The 12,610-nt window shown below is 61.3% G+C and carries 13 protein-coding genes; 5 read left to right on the top strand and 8 right to left on the bottom strand.

The window, feature by feature from the left end; translation table 11 throughout:
• Positions 1–52 precede the first annotated feature (52 nt).
• The 5 genes from ABSE61_RS18215 to ffh form a co-directional block, all read right to left on the bottom strand.
• On the bottom strand, positions 53–757 hold the full coding sequence (locus tag ABSE61_RS18215; RefSeq protein WP_423872515.1) for a TapB family protein: 705 nt from the start codon (positions 755–757) through the stop codon (positions 53–55).
• A 48-nt stretch (positions 758–805) separates the two neighbouring features.
• Positions 806–1,483 carry a TapB family protein gene (locus ABSE61_RS18210; protein WP_423872514.1) on the bottom strand — a complete coding sequence of 226 codons (678 nt, stop codon included), beginning with the start codon at positions 1,481–1,483 and terminating at the stop codon, positions 806–808.
• Positions 1,484–1,591: 108 nt separating this feature from the next.
• The gene (gene rimM / locus ABSE61_RS18205; RefSeq protein ID WP_423872513.1) at positions 1,592–2,119 is read right to left on the bottom strand and encodes a ribosome maturation factor RimM; all 528 of its coding nucleotides are present in this window, start codon (positions 2,117–2,119) and stop codon (positions 1,592–1,594) included.
• A 15-nt stretch (positions 2,120–2,134) separates the two neighbouring features.
• On the bottom strand, positions 2,135–2,467 hold the full coding sequence (gene rpsP / locus ABSE61_RS18200; protein WP_423872512.1) for a 30S ribosomal protein S16: 333 nt from the start codon (positions 2,465–2,467) through the stop codon (positions 2,135–2,137).
• A 50-nt stretch (positions 2,468–2,517) separates the two neighbouring features.
• On the bottom strand, positions 2,518–4,068 hold the full coding sequence (gene ffh / locus ABSE61_RS18195) for a signal recognition particle protein (protein ID WP_423872511.1): 1,551 nt from the start codon (positions 4,066–4,068) through the stop codon (positions 2,518–2,520).
• Positions 4,069–4,406: 338 nt separating this feature from the next.
• Here ffh and ABSE61_RS18190 point away from each other — a divergent pair, with 338 nt between their 5' ends.
• A complete protein-coding gene (locus ABSE61_RS18190; RefSeq protein WP_423872510.1) occupies positions 4,407–5,390 on the top strand; it encodes an MBL fold metallo-hydrolase in 984 nt (327 codons plus the stop codon).
• Positions 5,391–5,528: 138 nt separating this feature from the next.
• On the opposite strand, the gene ABSE61_RS18185 is transcribed toward ABSE61_RS18190, so the two are convergent.
• Together ABSE61_RS18185 and ABSE61_RS18180 are read right to left on the bottom strand one after the other, a co-directional pair.
• The gene (locus tag ABSE61_RS18185; protein WP_423872509.1) at positions 5,529–6,251 is read right to left on the bottom strand and encodes an SIMPL domain-containing protein; all 723 of its coding nucleotides are present in this window, start codon (positions 6,249–6,251) and stop codon (positions 5,529–5,531) included.
• Positions 6,252–6,256: 5 nt separating this feature from the next.
• Positions 6,257–6,925 carry a GyrI-like domain-containing protein gene (locus tag ABSE61_RS18180; RefSeq protein ID WP_423872540.1) on the bottom strand — a complete coding sequence of 223 codons (669 nt, stop codon included), beginning with the start codon at positions 6,923–6,925 and terminating at the stop codon, positions 6,257–6,259.
• A 202-nt stretch (positions 6,926–7,127) separates the two neighbouring features.
• On the opposite strand from ABSE61_RS18180, the gene dapF reads away from it, so the two are divergent.
• The 4 genes from dapF (at position 7,128) to ABSE61_RS18160 (ending at position 11,709) form a co-directional block, all read left to right on the top strand.
• Positions 7,128–8,000, top strand: coding sequence for a diaminopimelate epimerase (dapF, locus tag ABSE61_RS18175; RefSeq protein WP_423872508.1), 873 nt, complete (start codon positions 7,128–7,130; stop codon positions 7,998–8,000).
• A complete protein-coding gene (mtaB, locus tag ABSE61_RS18170; RefSeq protein WP_423872507.1) occupies positions 7,997–9,268 on the top strand; it encodes a tRNA (N(6)-L-threonylcarbamoyladenosine(37)-C(2))-methylthiotransferase MtaB in 1,272 nt (423 codons plus the stop codon). The genes dapF and mtaB overlap by 4 nt, the downstream gene beginning before the upstream one ends.
• A gap of 178 nt (positions 9,269–9,446) precedes the next feature.
• Positions 9,447–10,838, top strand: a complete 1,392-nt coding sequence (locus ABSE61_RS18165; RefSeq protein WP_423872506.1) for an MFS transporter — start codon at positions 9,447–9,449, stop codon at positions 10,836–10,838.
• A 37-nt stretch (positions 10,839–10,875) separates the two neighbouring features.
• On the top strand, positions 10,876–11,709 hold the full coding sequence (locus tag ABSE61_RS18160) for a shikimate dehydrogenase family protein (RefSeq protein ID WP_423872505.1): 834 nt from the start codon (positions 10,876–10,878) through the stop codon (positions 11,707–11,709).
• Positions 11,710–11,724: 15 nt separating this feature from the next.
• Here the strand turns inward: ABSE61_RS18160 and ABSE61_RS18155 are convergent, their stop codons facing one another.
• The gene (locus ABSE61_RS18155) at positions 11,725–12,465 is read right to left on the bottom strand and encodes an RluA family pseudouridine synthase (RefSeq protein WP_423872504.1); all 741 of its coding nucleotides are present in this window, start codon (positions 12,463–12,465) and stop codon (positions 11,725–11,727) included.
• Between the last annotated feature and the right edge of the window lie 145 nt (positions 12,466–12,610).

Raw genomic sequence — 12,610 nt, 5'->3', positions numbered from 1 at the left:
TCCCATTCCGGGTGATGCCGATTGGCCGCATCAAGCGCCGATGGGCAATCCACTATTGCTTGTGACCGTAGCTAATCAGCTCAATCTCATTATCGATGCGCAGATGCTTGTTGGTTCTGGAAACAAAAGTCCGCCTTACCCAATGATCAATTGCGGGTGCGTACCAGGTCAATGACGTGACCTCGTTCTTAACAGTTGGGTTTTTGACATTCGTTCCCGTAAACGTCGTTTCGATCTTGAACGTATCGAAGGTGCCGGCTTTGGTCGTGACGCTCTCCTGCCCAATCACCTTCGAAATTCCCGATCGCTTCCAGACACTGCCGTCTGCACCGTTGATGTTGTTGGTCTGTACAGGCCATGTTTTGCCAATTTCGAGAGGCGCTTGAATGCCGGTGCCGTCGTGGGGCGAGAATCTCCAGGGAAGAGCTTCGACCACATTCCATGAACGGTCGTAAATGGTGAAACCCTGCTCGTTACTTTTGGCTCCAAGCCTGTCGAAGCGCACGCTTATTGAGGTAGGCTTCACCTCGGTAACGATATTCTCCCGGGTCGCGGTGATTTTTCCGGTTATCTCGTCCCGTATTTCATATGTCCAACGATCGCCAGGACGCGGCTCCTCCATCGGGACCATTGCTTGCGTCGGTTCGGCCTGGGTTTTTCCCGGTGCGGCAGTCGGCGCTTCTTGGGCCGACGCGCTGGCAGACAGAAGGCTGATTATCCCGAAAAGGGCGCAACAGAGCATTTGTTGTTTCGTCACGGTTTGCTCGATATTTTTTCTTGCGGGAATTTTGTTCGCATCGATCGCCTAGCGGCGGCCGTACTCGATCAGCTCCGAGGTGGTCTTGGTGCGCACGCGGCCATCCGATCGGACGACCGACGTCTGCTTCACCCAATGATCGACGGACGGCGCGTACCAGGTTTGCCACGCCTCTTGAGCTTTCTTCGTCGGATCCTTGGAGCTCTGAAACGTAAATGATGTTTCGATCTTGTAAGTGTCGAAAGTGCCGGCTCTGGTGGTGACACTTTCCTGTGCAACGACCTTTGAAGTTACCGAACGCTTGATGGCGACTCCCGTGGTCGTATCGTTGGACTTGTTGGACCAAGTCTTGCCGACTTCGAGAGGCGCTCGGATGCCGGTTCCGTCATTCGGCGAAAATCGCCAGTTACCATTGATCGTCCGATTCCAGGAGCGGTCATAGGTAACATAGCCAAAATTTGAATTGCCGATCACGTTGGTCCGGAGACTGATCTCGGTCGCCGAGACCTCCGTGATGGTGGCTGTGAACGTCGATTTGATATCCCCGGTAATGTCGTCGCGGATCTCATAAGTCCAGCGATCGCCGACTTGCGGATCCTCCATTGTTTCCTGCGGCGGGGCAGATTCGGTGGCTGCTGGAGCAGGCGCTGCATTCGGTGTTTGGGCGGTCAGGACGCTCGCAGAGAAAACCAGGCCAAGGATGGCCAGGAAATAGCAGCGAAACATGAATATCTCCGGGGATTCGGCGGTCGCTTCGGGAGGAATGCAACCCAAGCGTGAATGAACCGAATGCAAAAGGCAAGCGACTTTGTTCAGCCGCGTGTCACGGCCGTGTCATTCGGCCGAGCCGGAGGGCTCATCGCCCTCTATCTCCTTGGGCAGCGCGATCACGACGCGACCGGCGGCAAGATCGACCGTCGGCACCACGGCGTTCGTAAACGGCAACAGCAGTGTAGTCCCGCTCAGCGGCGCGATTTCGATGATATCGCCGGCGCCGAAATTATGAATGGCAACGACACGGCCGAGTGGCTCATCGGCCGTCGTCACCGCGGCAAGCCCGATCAGATCGGCGTGGTAATATTCATCTTCCTCGATCGCCGGCAGTTTGTCGCGCGCGACATAGAGCTCGACGCCGTTAAGCCGTTCGACCTCATCGCGGGTCTCTACGCCCTTGAAGGTGACGACCAGATGATCCTTGGCCTCGCGGGCGCTCGTCAGTTCAAAATGTCGAGCGCCGTCTTTGCTCGATAGTGGGCCATACGCCTTCACCGCAAATGGATCTTCGGTGAAGGTCCATAGCTTCGCGGCGCCACGCACGCCATGCGCGGCCCCGATCCGGGCGACGCAGATCTTGTCAGGCACCGCGCGCCGGACGGCTTACGACTTCGCGGCGGCTTCGGCCTGCGCCTTGCGTTCCTTGCGCGGCACCGCCTTTTCCGGATTGTTGCGCTTTTCGCGCTTCAATACGCCGGCCGCATCGAGGAAACGCGTCACGCGGTCCGACGGCTGCGCGCCCTTGGCGAGCCAGGCCTTGACCTTGTCCATGTCGAGCTTGAGCCGCTCGGTGTTGTCTTTCGGCAAGAGCGGATTGAAATGGCCGAGCCGCTCGATAAAGCGGCCGTCGCGCGGAAAGCGCGAGTCGGCAACGACGACGTGATAGACGGGACGCTTCTTGGTGCCTGCGCGAGCGAGGCGGATAACGACTGACATTGAGTTCTCCTTGATGTGTCTGTTCGTAAACGGGTGAGTTGATCTTGTGGTTATTTTTTCTTGCCCATGCCTGGAAAGCCGCCAAGGCCGGGCAGCGTCGGCTTGTTGGGCAGGCCCGTAAGCCCCGGCAAATTCGGCAAACCAGTACGGAGGCCAGCGGGAAGTTCTTTCGGCAGCGCGGGCATGCCGCTGGGGGCGCCGCCTTGCGGCATCTTCTCCGCCATCGCCTTCATCTGTTCGGGCGTTGGCATGCCGCCACCAAAGCCCATCGCTTGCGCGATGCCGGCGAGCGGGCCGCGCTTGCCTGAGCCCATGGCCTTCATCATGTCGGCCATGTTCCGGTGCATTTTTAGCAGCTTGTTGAGGTCTTCGACCTTGCCGCCGGCGCCCGCGGCGATCCGCTTCTTGCGGCTCGCTTTGAGAATGTCCGGACTTTTTCGCTCCTGCCGCGTCATCGAATCGATCAGCGCGACCTGGCGCTTGAGGATTCTGTCGTCGATTCCGGCGTTGGCGATCTGGTTTTTCATTTTCGCAACGCCAGGCATCATCCCCATCAGGCCGGAGATGCCGCCCATATTCGCCATTTGCAGCAATTGTTCGCGCATGTCCGAAAGATCGAACTGGCCCTTGCGCATCCGCTCGGCGGTGCGCGCAGCCTTTTCGGCGTCGATATTGGCGGCGGCCTTTTCAACCAGCGACACCACGTCGCCCATGCCGAGAATGCGCCCCGCGATACGGCTCGGATGGAAATCTTCCAGCGCATCGGTCTTTTCGCCGGTGCCCATCAGCTTGATTGGCTTGCCGGTGACCGCGCGCATCGACAGCGCGGCACCGCCGCGGCCATCGCCGTCCACTCGTGTGAGCGCAATGCCGGTCAGCCCAACGCGCTCGTCGAACGCGCGCGCGAGGTTGACCGCGTCCTGGCCGGTGAGCGAATCCGCCACCAGCAGCACTTCATGCGGATTGGCGGTGGCTTTGATTTCCGCCGCCTCGCTCATCATCTCTTCGTCGAGCGTGGTGCGGCCGGCGGTGTCGAGCAGCACCACGTCATAGCCGCCGAGCTTGGCCGCCTCTAACGCGCGCTTGGCGATCTGCGCCGGCTTTTGCCCGGCGACGATCGGCAGCGTCGGGATATCGAGATCGCGCCCGAGGACGGCGAGTTGCTCCATCGCCGCCGGACGGTAGATGTCGAGCGAGGCCATCAGCACCTTGCGCTTGTCGCGCTGGACCATGCGGCGGGCGAGTTTGGCGGTCGTCGTGGTTTTGCCGGAGCCTTGCAGGCCGACCATCATGATCGCGACCGGCGGCACGGCATTGAGGTCGATGCCCTGGCCGTCGGAGCCAAGCGTCGTGACCAGCTCGTCATGGACGATCTTCACCACCATCTGGCCGGGGGTGACCGACTTGACCACGGTGGCGCCGATCGCCTGTTCGCGGACCCTGTCAATAAAGCTGCGGACGACGTCGAGCGAGACGTCGGCCTCGAGCAGCGCGCGGCGCACCTCGCGCATCGCCGCGTCGACATCGGCTTCCGTCAGCGCGCCGCGCCGCGTCAGCCGATCGAGAATGCCACCCAGCTTTTCCGACAGATTGTCGAACAAGTGCGTCGTCCTGTTGTTGCGCCTCTCAGCGCGCTAATCACCACCGTCATCACCCGCTTTGGCAGGTCATGACGACCTATGTGCCTTGGTGGCGAACGCCAAGACGATCGTCCAAACACCTCTACGCCCGAGGGCGCATCGCGCTGTCGGGCGTTGGCCTCCGGCCTCCAGAGCCGGTCGGCGGGTCGAAAAGATCAATCTTTCCGATGAATTCGGCCGGTTTAAACCCCTCCAAGGTCGAAAAGTCAAGGAAAGTCCGCGGCCGAATGGCGGTTTCGTGAACCAGGAAACCCCGTTTGCCCCTTGCACGGACAACCCTTTTTACGGCCAATCCCCCCATGCATGGTTCAAACAAACGCCCGCCGTCGGATCATTTCGACGGGCGGGTTTTCTTCGATCCCGACGGCGTGCCACCGAAATCGCTTCGTGAGGTTCTGCGCTGGCAATTCGGTGGCGCGCGTCAGCGCGCGGCGTGGCCGGAATGGGCGCCAAGTCCTTTCTCAGACACCCCGCCCGCGCGCGTCGATGGCGACAAGGCTCGGGTAACCTTTGTCGGCCATGCCAGCTGGATGGTCCAGACCGCGGGCCTCAATATTCTGATCGATCCCGTATGGTCGGAACGTGCCTCGCCTTTTGCGTTTGCGGGGCCGAAACGGCACAACGATCCCGGCATCGCCTTTGAGGCGTTGCCCAAGATCGACGTCGTGCTCGTCTCGCACGGCCATTACGATCACCTTGACGTCGCGACGCTTTCAAAGCTGGCGGCAAAATGCTCGCCGCGCGTGGTCACGCCGCTCGGCAACGACCAGACGATGACGCGCGCCGATTCCAAGATTCGCGCTGAAGCTTACGATTGGCATCAGCGCGTCGAACTCGGCAACGGCGCCGCGGTGACGCTGGTGCCTACCCGGCACTGGTCGGCACGCGGATTGTTCGACCGCAATCAATCCCTGTGGGCGAGCTTTGTGCTGGAAACGCCGGCAGGGAAAATCTACGCGGTTGGTGATTCCGGTTACGGCGAGGGCAAGCATTTCCGCGACGTCGGAATGTCCCACGGCCCGCTGCGGCTGGCGTTGTTGCCGATCGGCGCCTATGAGCCGCGCTGGTTCATGAAAGACCAGCACATGAATCCTTTTGACGCGGTGAAGGCGCTCGCCGATTGCGGCGCGTCGCAGGCGCTGGCCCATCATCACGGCACGTTCCAGCTCACGGACGAGGCGATCGATGCCCCGGTGACCGCACTGGCGCAGGCACTGGATGAAGCGAAGATTGCGCGCGAGCGATTTGTCGCGCTCAAGCCGGGGCAGGTGGTGGAGATTTAATTAGGGTCTCCGTGCCCCGGACGCGGCGCAGCGTGCAACGATGCGCTGCTGAGCCGGGGCCCTGTTGCTGGTTGAGATGGGTCCCGGCCTCGCGTCGCACCACTTCGTAATGCGCCGCATCCGGGACACGAGAGGTGATCACTGCCCTTGCTTGATCGCCCAGGTCACGCCGACCGCAATCGACAATGTCTCTTCGCCTTGCGCGATCGGCGTCGGAGCTGCGGCCATCGGCAGCGCCATCTTGGCGCGGAACACCGGTTGCGCCGCACCTCCTTCGGAAATGCTGATGGGCGCCCCGAGCGTGACACCCGCGGCCTTGGCATAGATCTCCGCCTTGCGGCGCGCATCCGCGACCGCCTGCTCACGCGCGTCGTCGAGCAGTTTCGGGGCCTGCGACACCATGAAATTGATGCCGCCGAGTTCGTTGGCACCGGCTCCGACCAGCGTGTCGATCGCGCTCGCGACTTTTGTGACGTCGCGCAGGCGGATCGTCACCTGGTTGCTGGCGCGGTAGCCGATGATAGTGGAGGGCGCACCCGGCTTGGGGATCGAGTTCTCCGCCTGTAACGACAGCCGCGAGGTCTGAAAATCCTTCTCGTCGATGCCGGCGCCCTTCAGCGCCAGAAGCACCTTGCCCATCGCGGCATTGTTGGTGTCCGACGCCTCGCGGGCGGTCTTGGCCTCAGACGTTACCCCGGCATCGATCTGCGCCAGATCGGGCGGCACTGAAATATGGGCCTCGCCGGTAACCGAAATGAAAGCGGGCGGCTGATCCGTCTCGGCGTAAGCGGATGTCGCGAACGGCGTGGCGACCGTCACGCCGGCAAGGATGAAAGCGTGAAGGAAAATACGCTTTCTCACGGCGCTCACTTCAGCGGCACATAGACATTGATCACCAGCTTGTCCTCCTCCGTTTTCAGGGGGTCGGTGATGTACTCCTCGATGAAGGTATCCTTGGCCTCGAGCTTTTTGTCGTCGAGGTGATTGGTGATGGCCTCATAGGTGTTGTCCATATTCTCATATGAGCCCCGGTGGACGAATTTGAGCGCTTTGCCCTCAGGCGACTTGGCAACAGTGATCGTTTTCGGCAGGTTCTTCGGTTCCTGATCGACCGGTATCTCCGCCAGATAGCTGAAGCCGGTGTCGTCAGTGGAGGTGTAGACGATCATGGAGTTGCCGGCCGACTTGCCGCCGTCTTTTTCAAGCGCGGCCGACAACGTCTTCAACGATGCGATCAGCGTCTCGAATGCGGTGTCCCAGTTGGCCGTGCCCTTCGTGACGATGACCGTTTTCTGGGTCAGCGTAATCTGCTCGCCAAAGGGGTCGGCGGCCTGAACCGGCGCCGGAGCGGGGGCTTTCGGTGCGGTCGACGGCAAATCTCCGGGAGATTTGGTTTCGGCGGGCGGCGGGGCCGGGGTTGCCGAAGGCGCAGGGGTAGAAGGCGCAGGTGCCTGGGCGCGGACGGCCGGGAGTGCGCCAACGGCCATTGGGAGCAAGGCGAACAGGGCAATACGGAAAAAGCGAGGGCAGTTCATCAGGGTCTTCTCCATGGCCTTGTTCGGTCGGCACGCGACAACCTTCGCTATCTAACACGCGGGCGCGCCATTCGTCCCGTGTCAGATATTTACCGATATTTCATGGGCCTCCTCGCCGGGTGGGGACCACCGACACAGATAAACCACCATCTAGCTAAGCCGCCCGTGTTGCCCATATAAAGTGGCCTGACGGATAGGGTCGATGAGCGCGCTCGCCAATCACAGCTATGTCAAAATGAACGGGATCGGCAACGAGATTGTCGTGGTCGATTTGCGCGATCGGCCCGGCGCCGTCACCGCCGATGACGCGCGCGCGGTCGCTTCCCCCAAGGGGGTTCATTACGACCAGCTCATGGTGCTGCAACCGCCGCGGTTTTCAGGCACGGAAGCTTTTATCCGCATCTATAATAATGATGGCTCCGAGGCGGGCGCCTGCGGCAACGGCATGCGCTGCGTGGCGCGCCGCGTGTTCGAGGCCTCGGGTGAGCGCGCCGCCACCTTCGAGACCAGCGCCGGTCTGTTGAATTGCTGGCAGGGACCAGCGGCCGATCTCTATACGGTGGATCTGGGAGCGCCGAAATTCGGCTGGCGGGATATTCCGCTTGCCGAGGAGTTTCGCGATACGCGCGGCATCGAGCTGCAAATCGGCCCGATCGATGCGCCGATCCTGCATACCCCCTCGGTTGTCAGCATGGGCAATCCGCATGCGATTTTCTGGGTCGACGACGTGCAGGCCTATGACCTCGACCGCTTCGGGCCGCTGCTGGAAAACCATCCGATCTTTCCGGAGCGCGCCAACATCACGCTCGCCCACATCGTCGATCGCGACCATATCACGATCCGCACCTGGGAGCGCGGCGCGGGGCTGACCAAGGCCTGCGGGTCTGCGGCCTGCGCCACCGCGGTTGCAGCCGCGCGGCTGAAGCGCACCAACCGCACCGTAGAGATCACGTTGCCGGGCGGCGAACTCACCATCGAATGGCGTGAGCGTGACGATCACGTCCTGATGACGGGTCCGGCGGCTTTCGAATATGAAGGTCAGTTCGATCCAGCGCTGTTTGCTGCTGTTACATGAGCGTCGAGGTCGTCACCTTCGGCTGCCGCCTCAACGCTTTCGAATCCGAGGCGGTGCGGCTTGAGGCCGGGCGTGCCGGGCTTATCGACATCATCGTCATCAATAGCTGCGCCGTCACCAATGAGGCGGTGGCGCAGGCGCGGCAGTCGATTCGCCGGCTGAAACGCGAACGGCCGTCGGCGCGCATCGTCGTCACCGGCTGCGCGGCGCAGACCCAAGCCCAGATGTTTGCCGACATGGTGGAAGTCGATCGGGTCGTCGGCAATGACGACAAGATGCGGAGCGAGGCCTGGCTGAACGCCGGCAGGGCGCTCGATGGCGCGCGCAACGTCGATGCCGCAACAAGCACCAAGATCGCGGTCAGCGATATCATGGCGGTCCGCCAAATGGCGCTGCCGCGTCTCGACGCACGGCAGAAGGGCCTGCCGCGCGCTTTTGTTCAAGTGCAGAACGGATGCGATCACCGCTGCACCTTCTGCATTATTCCCTTCGGCCGCGGCAATTCACGTTCGGTGCCGATCGAGAGCGCGATCGCGCAAGTCCGCGCGCTGGTAGAAAGCGGCCACCCCGAGATCGTGCTGACCGGTGTCGATCTGACGAGCTATGGCGCCGACCTCGAAGGCTTCCCGACACTCGGCCAGTTGATCAAACGGATCTTGCGGGAAGTGCCGGAGTTGAAGCGACTGCGGATTTCTTCCGTCGATTCGATCGAGGTCGATCACGACCTTCTGGATGTGATCGCCAATGACGAACGGCTGATGCCGCATCTGCATCTGTCGCTGCAATCCGGCGACGATCTGCTTTTGAAGCGGATGAAGCGTCGTCATTCTCGGCAACAGGCGGTCGATTTTTGCGTCAACGTGCGGCGCCTGCGGCCCGATATCGCGCTCGGCGCCGATATCATTGCGGGTTTTCCGACCGAGACGGAAGCTATGTTCGCTCGTTCGCTCGATCTCGTGGATGAATGCGGCCTGAGCTTCCTTCACGTGTTTCCCTATTCGCCGCGTCCGGGCACGCCGGCCTCGCGCATGCCGCAGGTGGAAGGCAGCCTGATCAAGAAGCGCGCCGGCCGCTTGCGGGCCGCGGGTGATGCTGCGTTGCGGCGGCGGCTTGAATCGGAAGTCGGTGCGACGCGGCATGTATTGATTGAAAGTGCCACGCAGGGGCGCACGGAACATTTCCTTCCCGTGGCGATCGGCGGCGAGACGCCGGGCACGGTGCGGCGATTGGCGATTGCGGGCCACGATGGCGCGCGTCTAGCGGTCTAAACGCCTCCTGCGCCCTTCAGTCGTTCCCGCGAAAATTCACAATTGTGTTCTCGTCATCAGGCGATATCCTTTCATTCGAATGGAGCAGAGCGCCCGCGCGGAGAATCGCGCGGTCGACAGCCTCCTGACAAAAAAATGCCGGACAACGGCTTTCAGCAATGACCGGGGGAAACTCACCATGACGTCAGGCGATAGCGAGAGGATTTCGCGCCAATCGAAAATTGCGGCGGCAAGCGGCTGGATCGGATCGGCGCTCGAATACTACGACTTCTTTATCTATGCGACCGCAGCCTCGCTCGTGTTTCCGCAGGTGTTTTTCCCCTCGCAGAATCCGACGGTCGCCATCGTCGCTTCGCTGGCGACCTATGGCGTCGGCTATGTTGCGCGGCCGATCGGCGCGTTCGTGCTCGGTCACTATGGCGATACGCACGGGCGGAAAGGCGTTCTGGTGCTGTGCCTGTTTTTGATGGGCTGCTCGACGGTGCTCGTCGGTCTGCTTCCGACCTATCAGCATATCGGAATATGGGCGCCGGTCCTCCTTGTCGCGTTGCGGCTGATGCAGGGTTTCGCGGTCGCGGGCGAAATTTCGGGCGCAAGCTCGATGGTGCTCGAGCATGCACCGTTTGGGCGACGGGGATTCTTTGCAAGCTTTGCGCTACAGGGCGTCCAGACCGGACAAATTCTCGCCGCCGCTGTCTTTCTTCCCATCGCCGCTTACATGCCCAAGGAAGATTTCAACGCCTGGGGATGGCGCATTCCGTTTTTGCTGAGCTTCCTCGTGCTCATCGTGGCCTACCTCATTCGGCGGGAAGTCGAGGAGTCGCCGGCCTTCGCAAAAGAAAGCCAGCAGGGTGCGGTGCCGAAGGCGCCCGTCATTCAGGCTTTCAAGACCAGCTGGGCCGACATGTTGCGCGTGGTTTTTATGGCGCTGATGAACACCGTTCCTGTCGTGGCGACCATCTTTGGCGCGGCCTACGCCGTGCAGCCCGCTTATGGAATCGGCTTCAAGCCGGACGTCTATCTCTGGATTCCCGTGCTCGGCAACATCGCCGCCGTGATTGTGATCCCGTTGGTCGGCAATCTGTCCGACAAGATCGGCAGGCGACCGCCGATGATTGTTGGCGCGCTGGGTTCCGGTCTGCTCGCTTTCGCCTATCTTTACGCGATCAGCATCAAGAACGTTCCGATGGCGATTGGGCTTTCCATTCTGATGTGGGGCATCGTCTATCAGGGCTACAATGCCGTGTTCCCGAGCTTCTATCCCGAGCTGTTCCAGACCCGCTACCGCGTTTCGGCGATGGCCATCGCACAGAACATCGGCACCATGATTACGGCGCTGCTGCCGGCGCTTTTTGCCATCGTCGCGCCTCCGGGATCGAGCGATGTCTGGTTCACGGTCGGCGCGATCGCCTTTGTGGTCACCGTGATCTCGGCCGTCGCCGCCTTCTCGGCGCGGGAAACCTATCGGGTTGCGGCAAGCGAACTCGGCAATCCGAACGCCGCGCCGATCGAAAAGCAGGATTACGACCGGCAGCGAGCGGCCTCTTTCGCCGGCGCTGCACCGGCCTAGCCGGTCACGTCGGTTGATAGCGGATAGGCCTCAGAAAATGATCGATGGAAAAACGAAGCTGATCGCCCATATTGGCGATCCGACCGAAACGTTCAAATCGCCGATGATCTATAATCCATTGTTCGAGGCGCGAAAGATCAATGCGGTCGTTATGCCCTTGGGCTGCAAGAGCGAAGACTACGCGGCTTTTCTGAAACTGCTCTTCAGGCTCACCAACATTCTTGGCGCGCTCATCACGATGCCGCACAAGGTCGCAACGCTCGGGCTCGTTGACGAGGCCTCGGTGTCGGCGAGGATCGCGGGCGCCTGCAACGCCGTGAAGATGGACGAACGTGGCCGACTGATCGGCGACATGTTCGACGGCGAGGGCTTTGTGCGCGGCTTGCTGAGAAAAGGCCGGCGGTTCGCCGGATCGAGTGCTTTTGTCGCCGGTTGCGGTGGGGTTGGTAGCGCTATTGCGGCATCCATGGCAAAGGCCGGCGTTTCGAGGCTCGGCCTCTACGACGTGTCGGCACCCGCGATTGACGCGCTCGCCAGGCGTCTTCAGTCCCACTATCCGAATGTTGAAGTTGTCGCGGGCTCTGCGGATCCAACCGGATATGACATCGTCGTCAATGCCACGCCGCTTGGCATGAAAAAGGACGACCCGCTTCCGATGAGAACGGATGGTATTTCCCCATCCGCCTTTATCGGCGAGGTCGTCATGAGCGAGGAAATGACGCCTTTTCTCACAGCGGTGCGCGCAAAAGGCTGCGAGGTTCAGGTGGGCACCGATATGCTGTTCGAACAGATACCGGCCTATCTCGAATTCCTAGGCCTTGGCACGGCGACATCAGATGAATTGCGCAAGCTCGCGCAAATTCACTACTGAGCGCCCGGCCTCGCGCTATTCGCCATTCCATCCGCAGGCGCGCAATCGCTCCCGCATATGTTCAGGCGCGGGCGCCACCACGCGCACCGGTTCCTTGTTTTTGGAAATCGGAATTCCGATTTCGCGGGAATGCAGGTGCAGGCGCGGCTCGCCAAAACGAGGCCCGTTGCCGTAGATATTGTCGCCGAAAATCGGCCAGCCTTGAGCTGCCGAGTGCACGCGCAGTTGATGGGTGCGGCCGGTGACGGGTTCCAGCGCGAGCCAGGTCAGGCCTTCCCCGCGCCCCATCACTTTCCAGTTGGTCACCGCCTGTTGTCCCTCGGGATCGACCTTTTGCCACCAGCCGCGCTCGGCATTGAGCCGGCCGAGCGGCATGTCGATTGTGCCTTCATCTTGGGGCGGCCCGCCTTCGACGATGGCCCAATAGGTCTTTGAAATCTTGCCGTGCTTGAACAGAAGTCCGAGCGATGCCGTCGCCTTGCGGTGCCGCCCAAGTACGAGGCAGCCGGAAGTGTCCTTGTCGAGCCGATGCGCCAGCACCGGCGGGCGGGGCAGGCCAAACCTTAATGCATCGAACGAGGCTTCGAGATTCGGGCCGCCCTTCGGGCCGCGATGGACGGGAAGGCCTGCCGGTTTGTCGATCACCAGCATCAGCCCGTCGCGATGAAGCACGCGGGCGAGGATTTCCTCCGCGGTCAGTTGGGGAACGTCAATCGGGCGGTCAAGACTTTCGCGTTGGTGGAATGGATTTGACATTCGCCACAGTTACCGACAACAAGCGCGAAAGGCGAATGTCAAATCCAAAATTCCACCAATAACGTCATATCTGCTAGTGGTCATTTGATGCCAACATTCGCAAAATCGCTTGCCGAGACGGGATGCGAATGTTGGCATCGGACCG

Source organism: Bradyrhizobium sp. (assembly GCF_049519115.1).
Classification (GTDB): domain Bacteria; phylum Pseudomonadota; class Alphaproteobacteria; order Rhizobiales; family Xanthobacteraceae; genus Bradyrhizobium.
Note: the sequence above shows the minus strand (reverse complement) of the source record. Positions and strands in the feature narration are given on the sequence as shown.

Excerpts from the sequence above, each read along its gene's own strand:
- ABSE61_RS18210 (WP_423872514.1), bottom strand. The coding sequence starts at position 1,483 with ATGTTTCGCTGCTATTTCCTGGCCATCCTTGGCCTGGTTTTCTCTGCG.
- ABSE61_RS18180 (WP_423872540.1), bottom strand. The coding sequence starts at position 6,925 with ATGAACTGCCCTCGCTTTTTCCGTATTGCCCTGTTCGCCTTGCTCCCA.
- dapF (WP_423872508.1), top strand. The coding sequence starts at position 7,128 with ATGAGCGCGCTCGCCAATCACAGCTATGTCAAAATGAACGGGATCGGC.
- mtaB (WP_423872507.1), top strand. The coding sequence starts at position 7,997 with ATGAGCGTCGAGGTCGTCACCTTCGGCTGCCGCCTCAACGCTTTCGAA.
- ABSE61_RS18160 (WP_423872505.1), top strand. The coding sequence starts at position 10,876 with ATGATCGATGGAAAAACGAAGCTGATCGCCCATATTGGCGATCCGACC.
- rpsP (WP_423872512.1), bottom strand. The coding sequence starts at position 2,467 with ATGTCAGTCGTTATCCGCCTCGCTCGCGCAGGCACCAAGAAGCGTCCC.
- ABSE61_RS18155 (WP_423872504.1), bottom strand. The coding sequence starts at position 12,465 with ATGTCAAATCCATTCCACCAACGCGAAAGTCTTGACCGCCCGATTGAC.
- ABSE61_RS18190 (WP_423872510.1), top strand. The coding sequence starts at position 4,407 with ATGCATGGTTCAAACAAACGCCCGCCGTCGGATCATTTCGACGGGCGG.
- ABSE61_RS18165 (WP_423872506.1), top strand. The coding sequence starts at position 9,447 with ATGACGTCAGGCGATAGCGAGAGGATTTCGCGCCAATCGAAAATTGCG.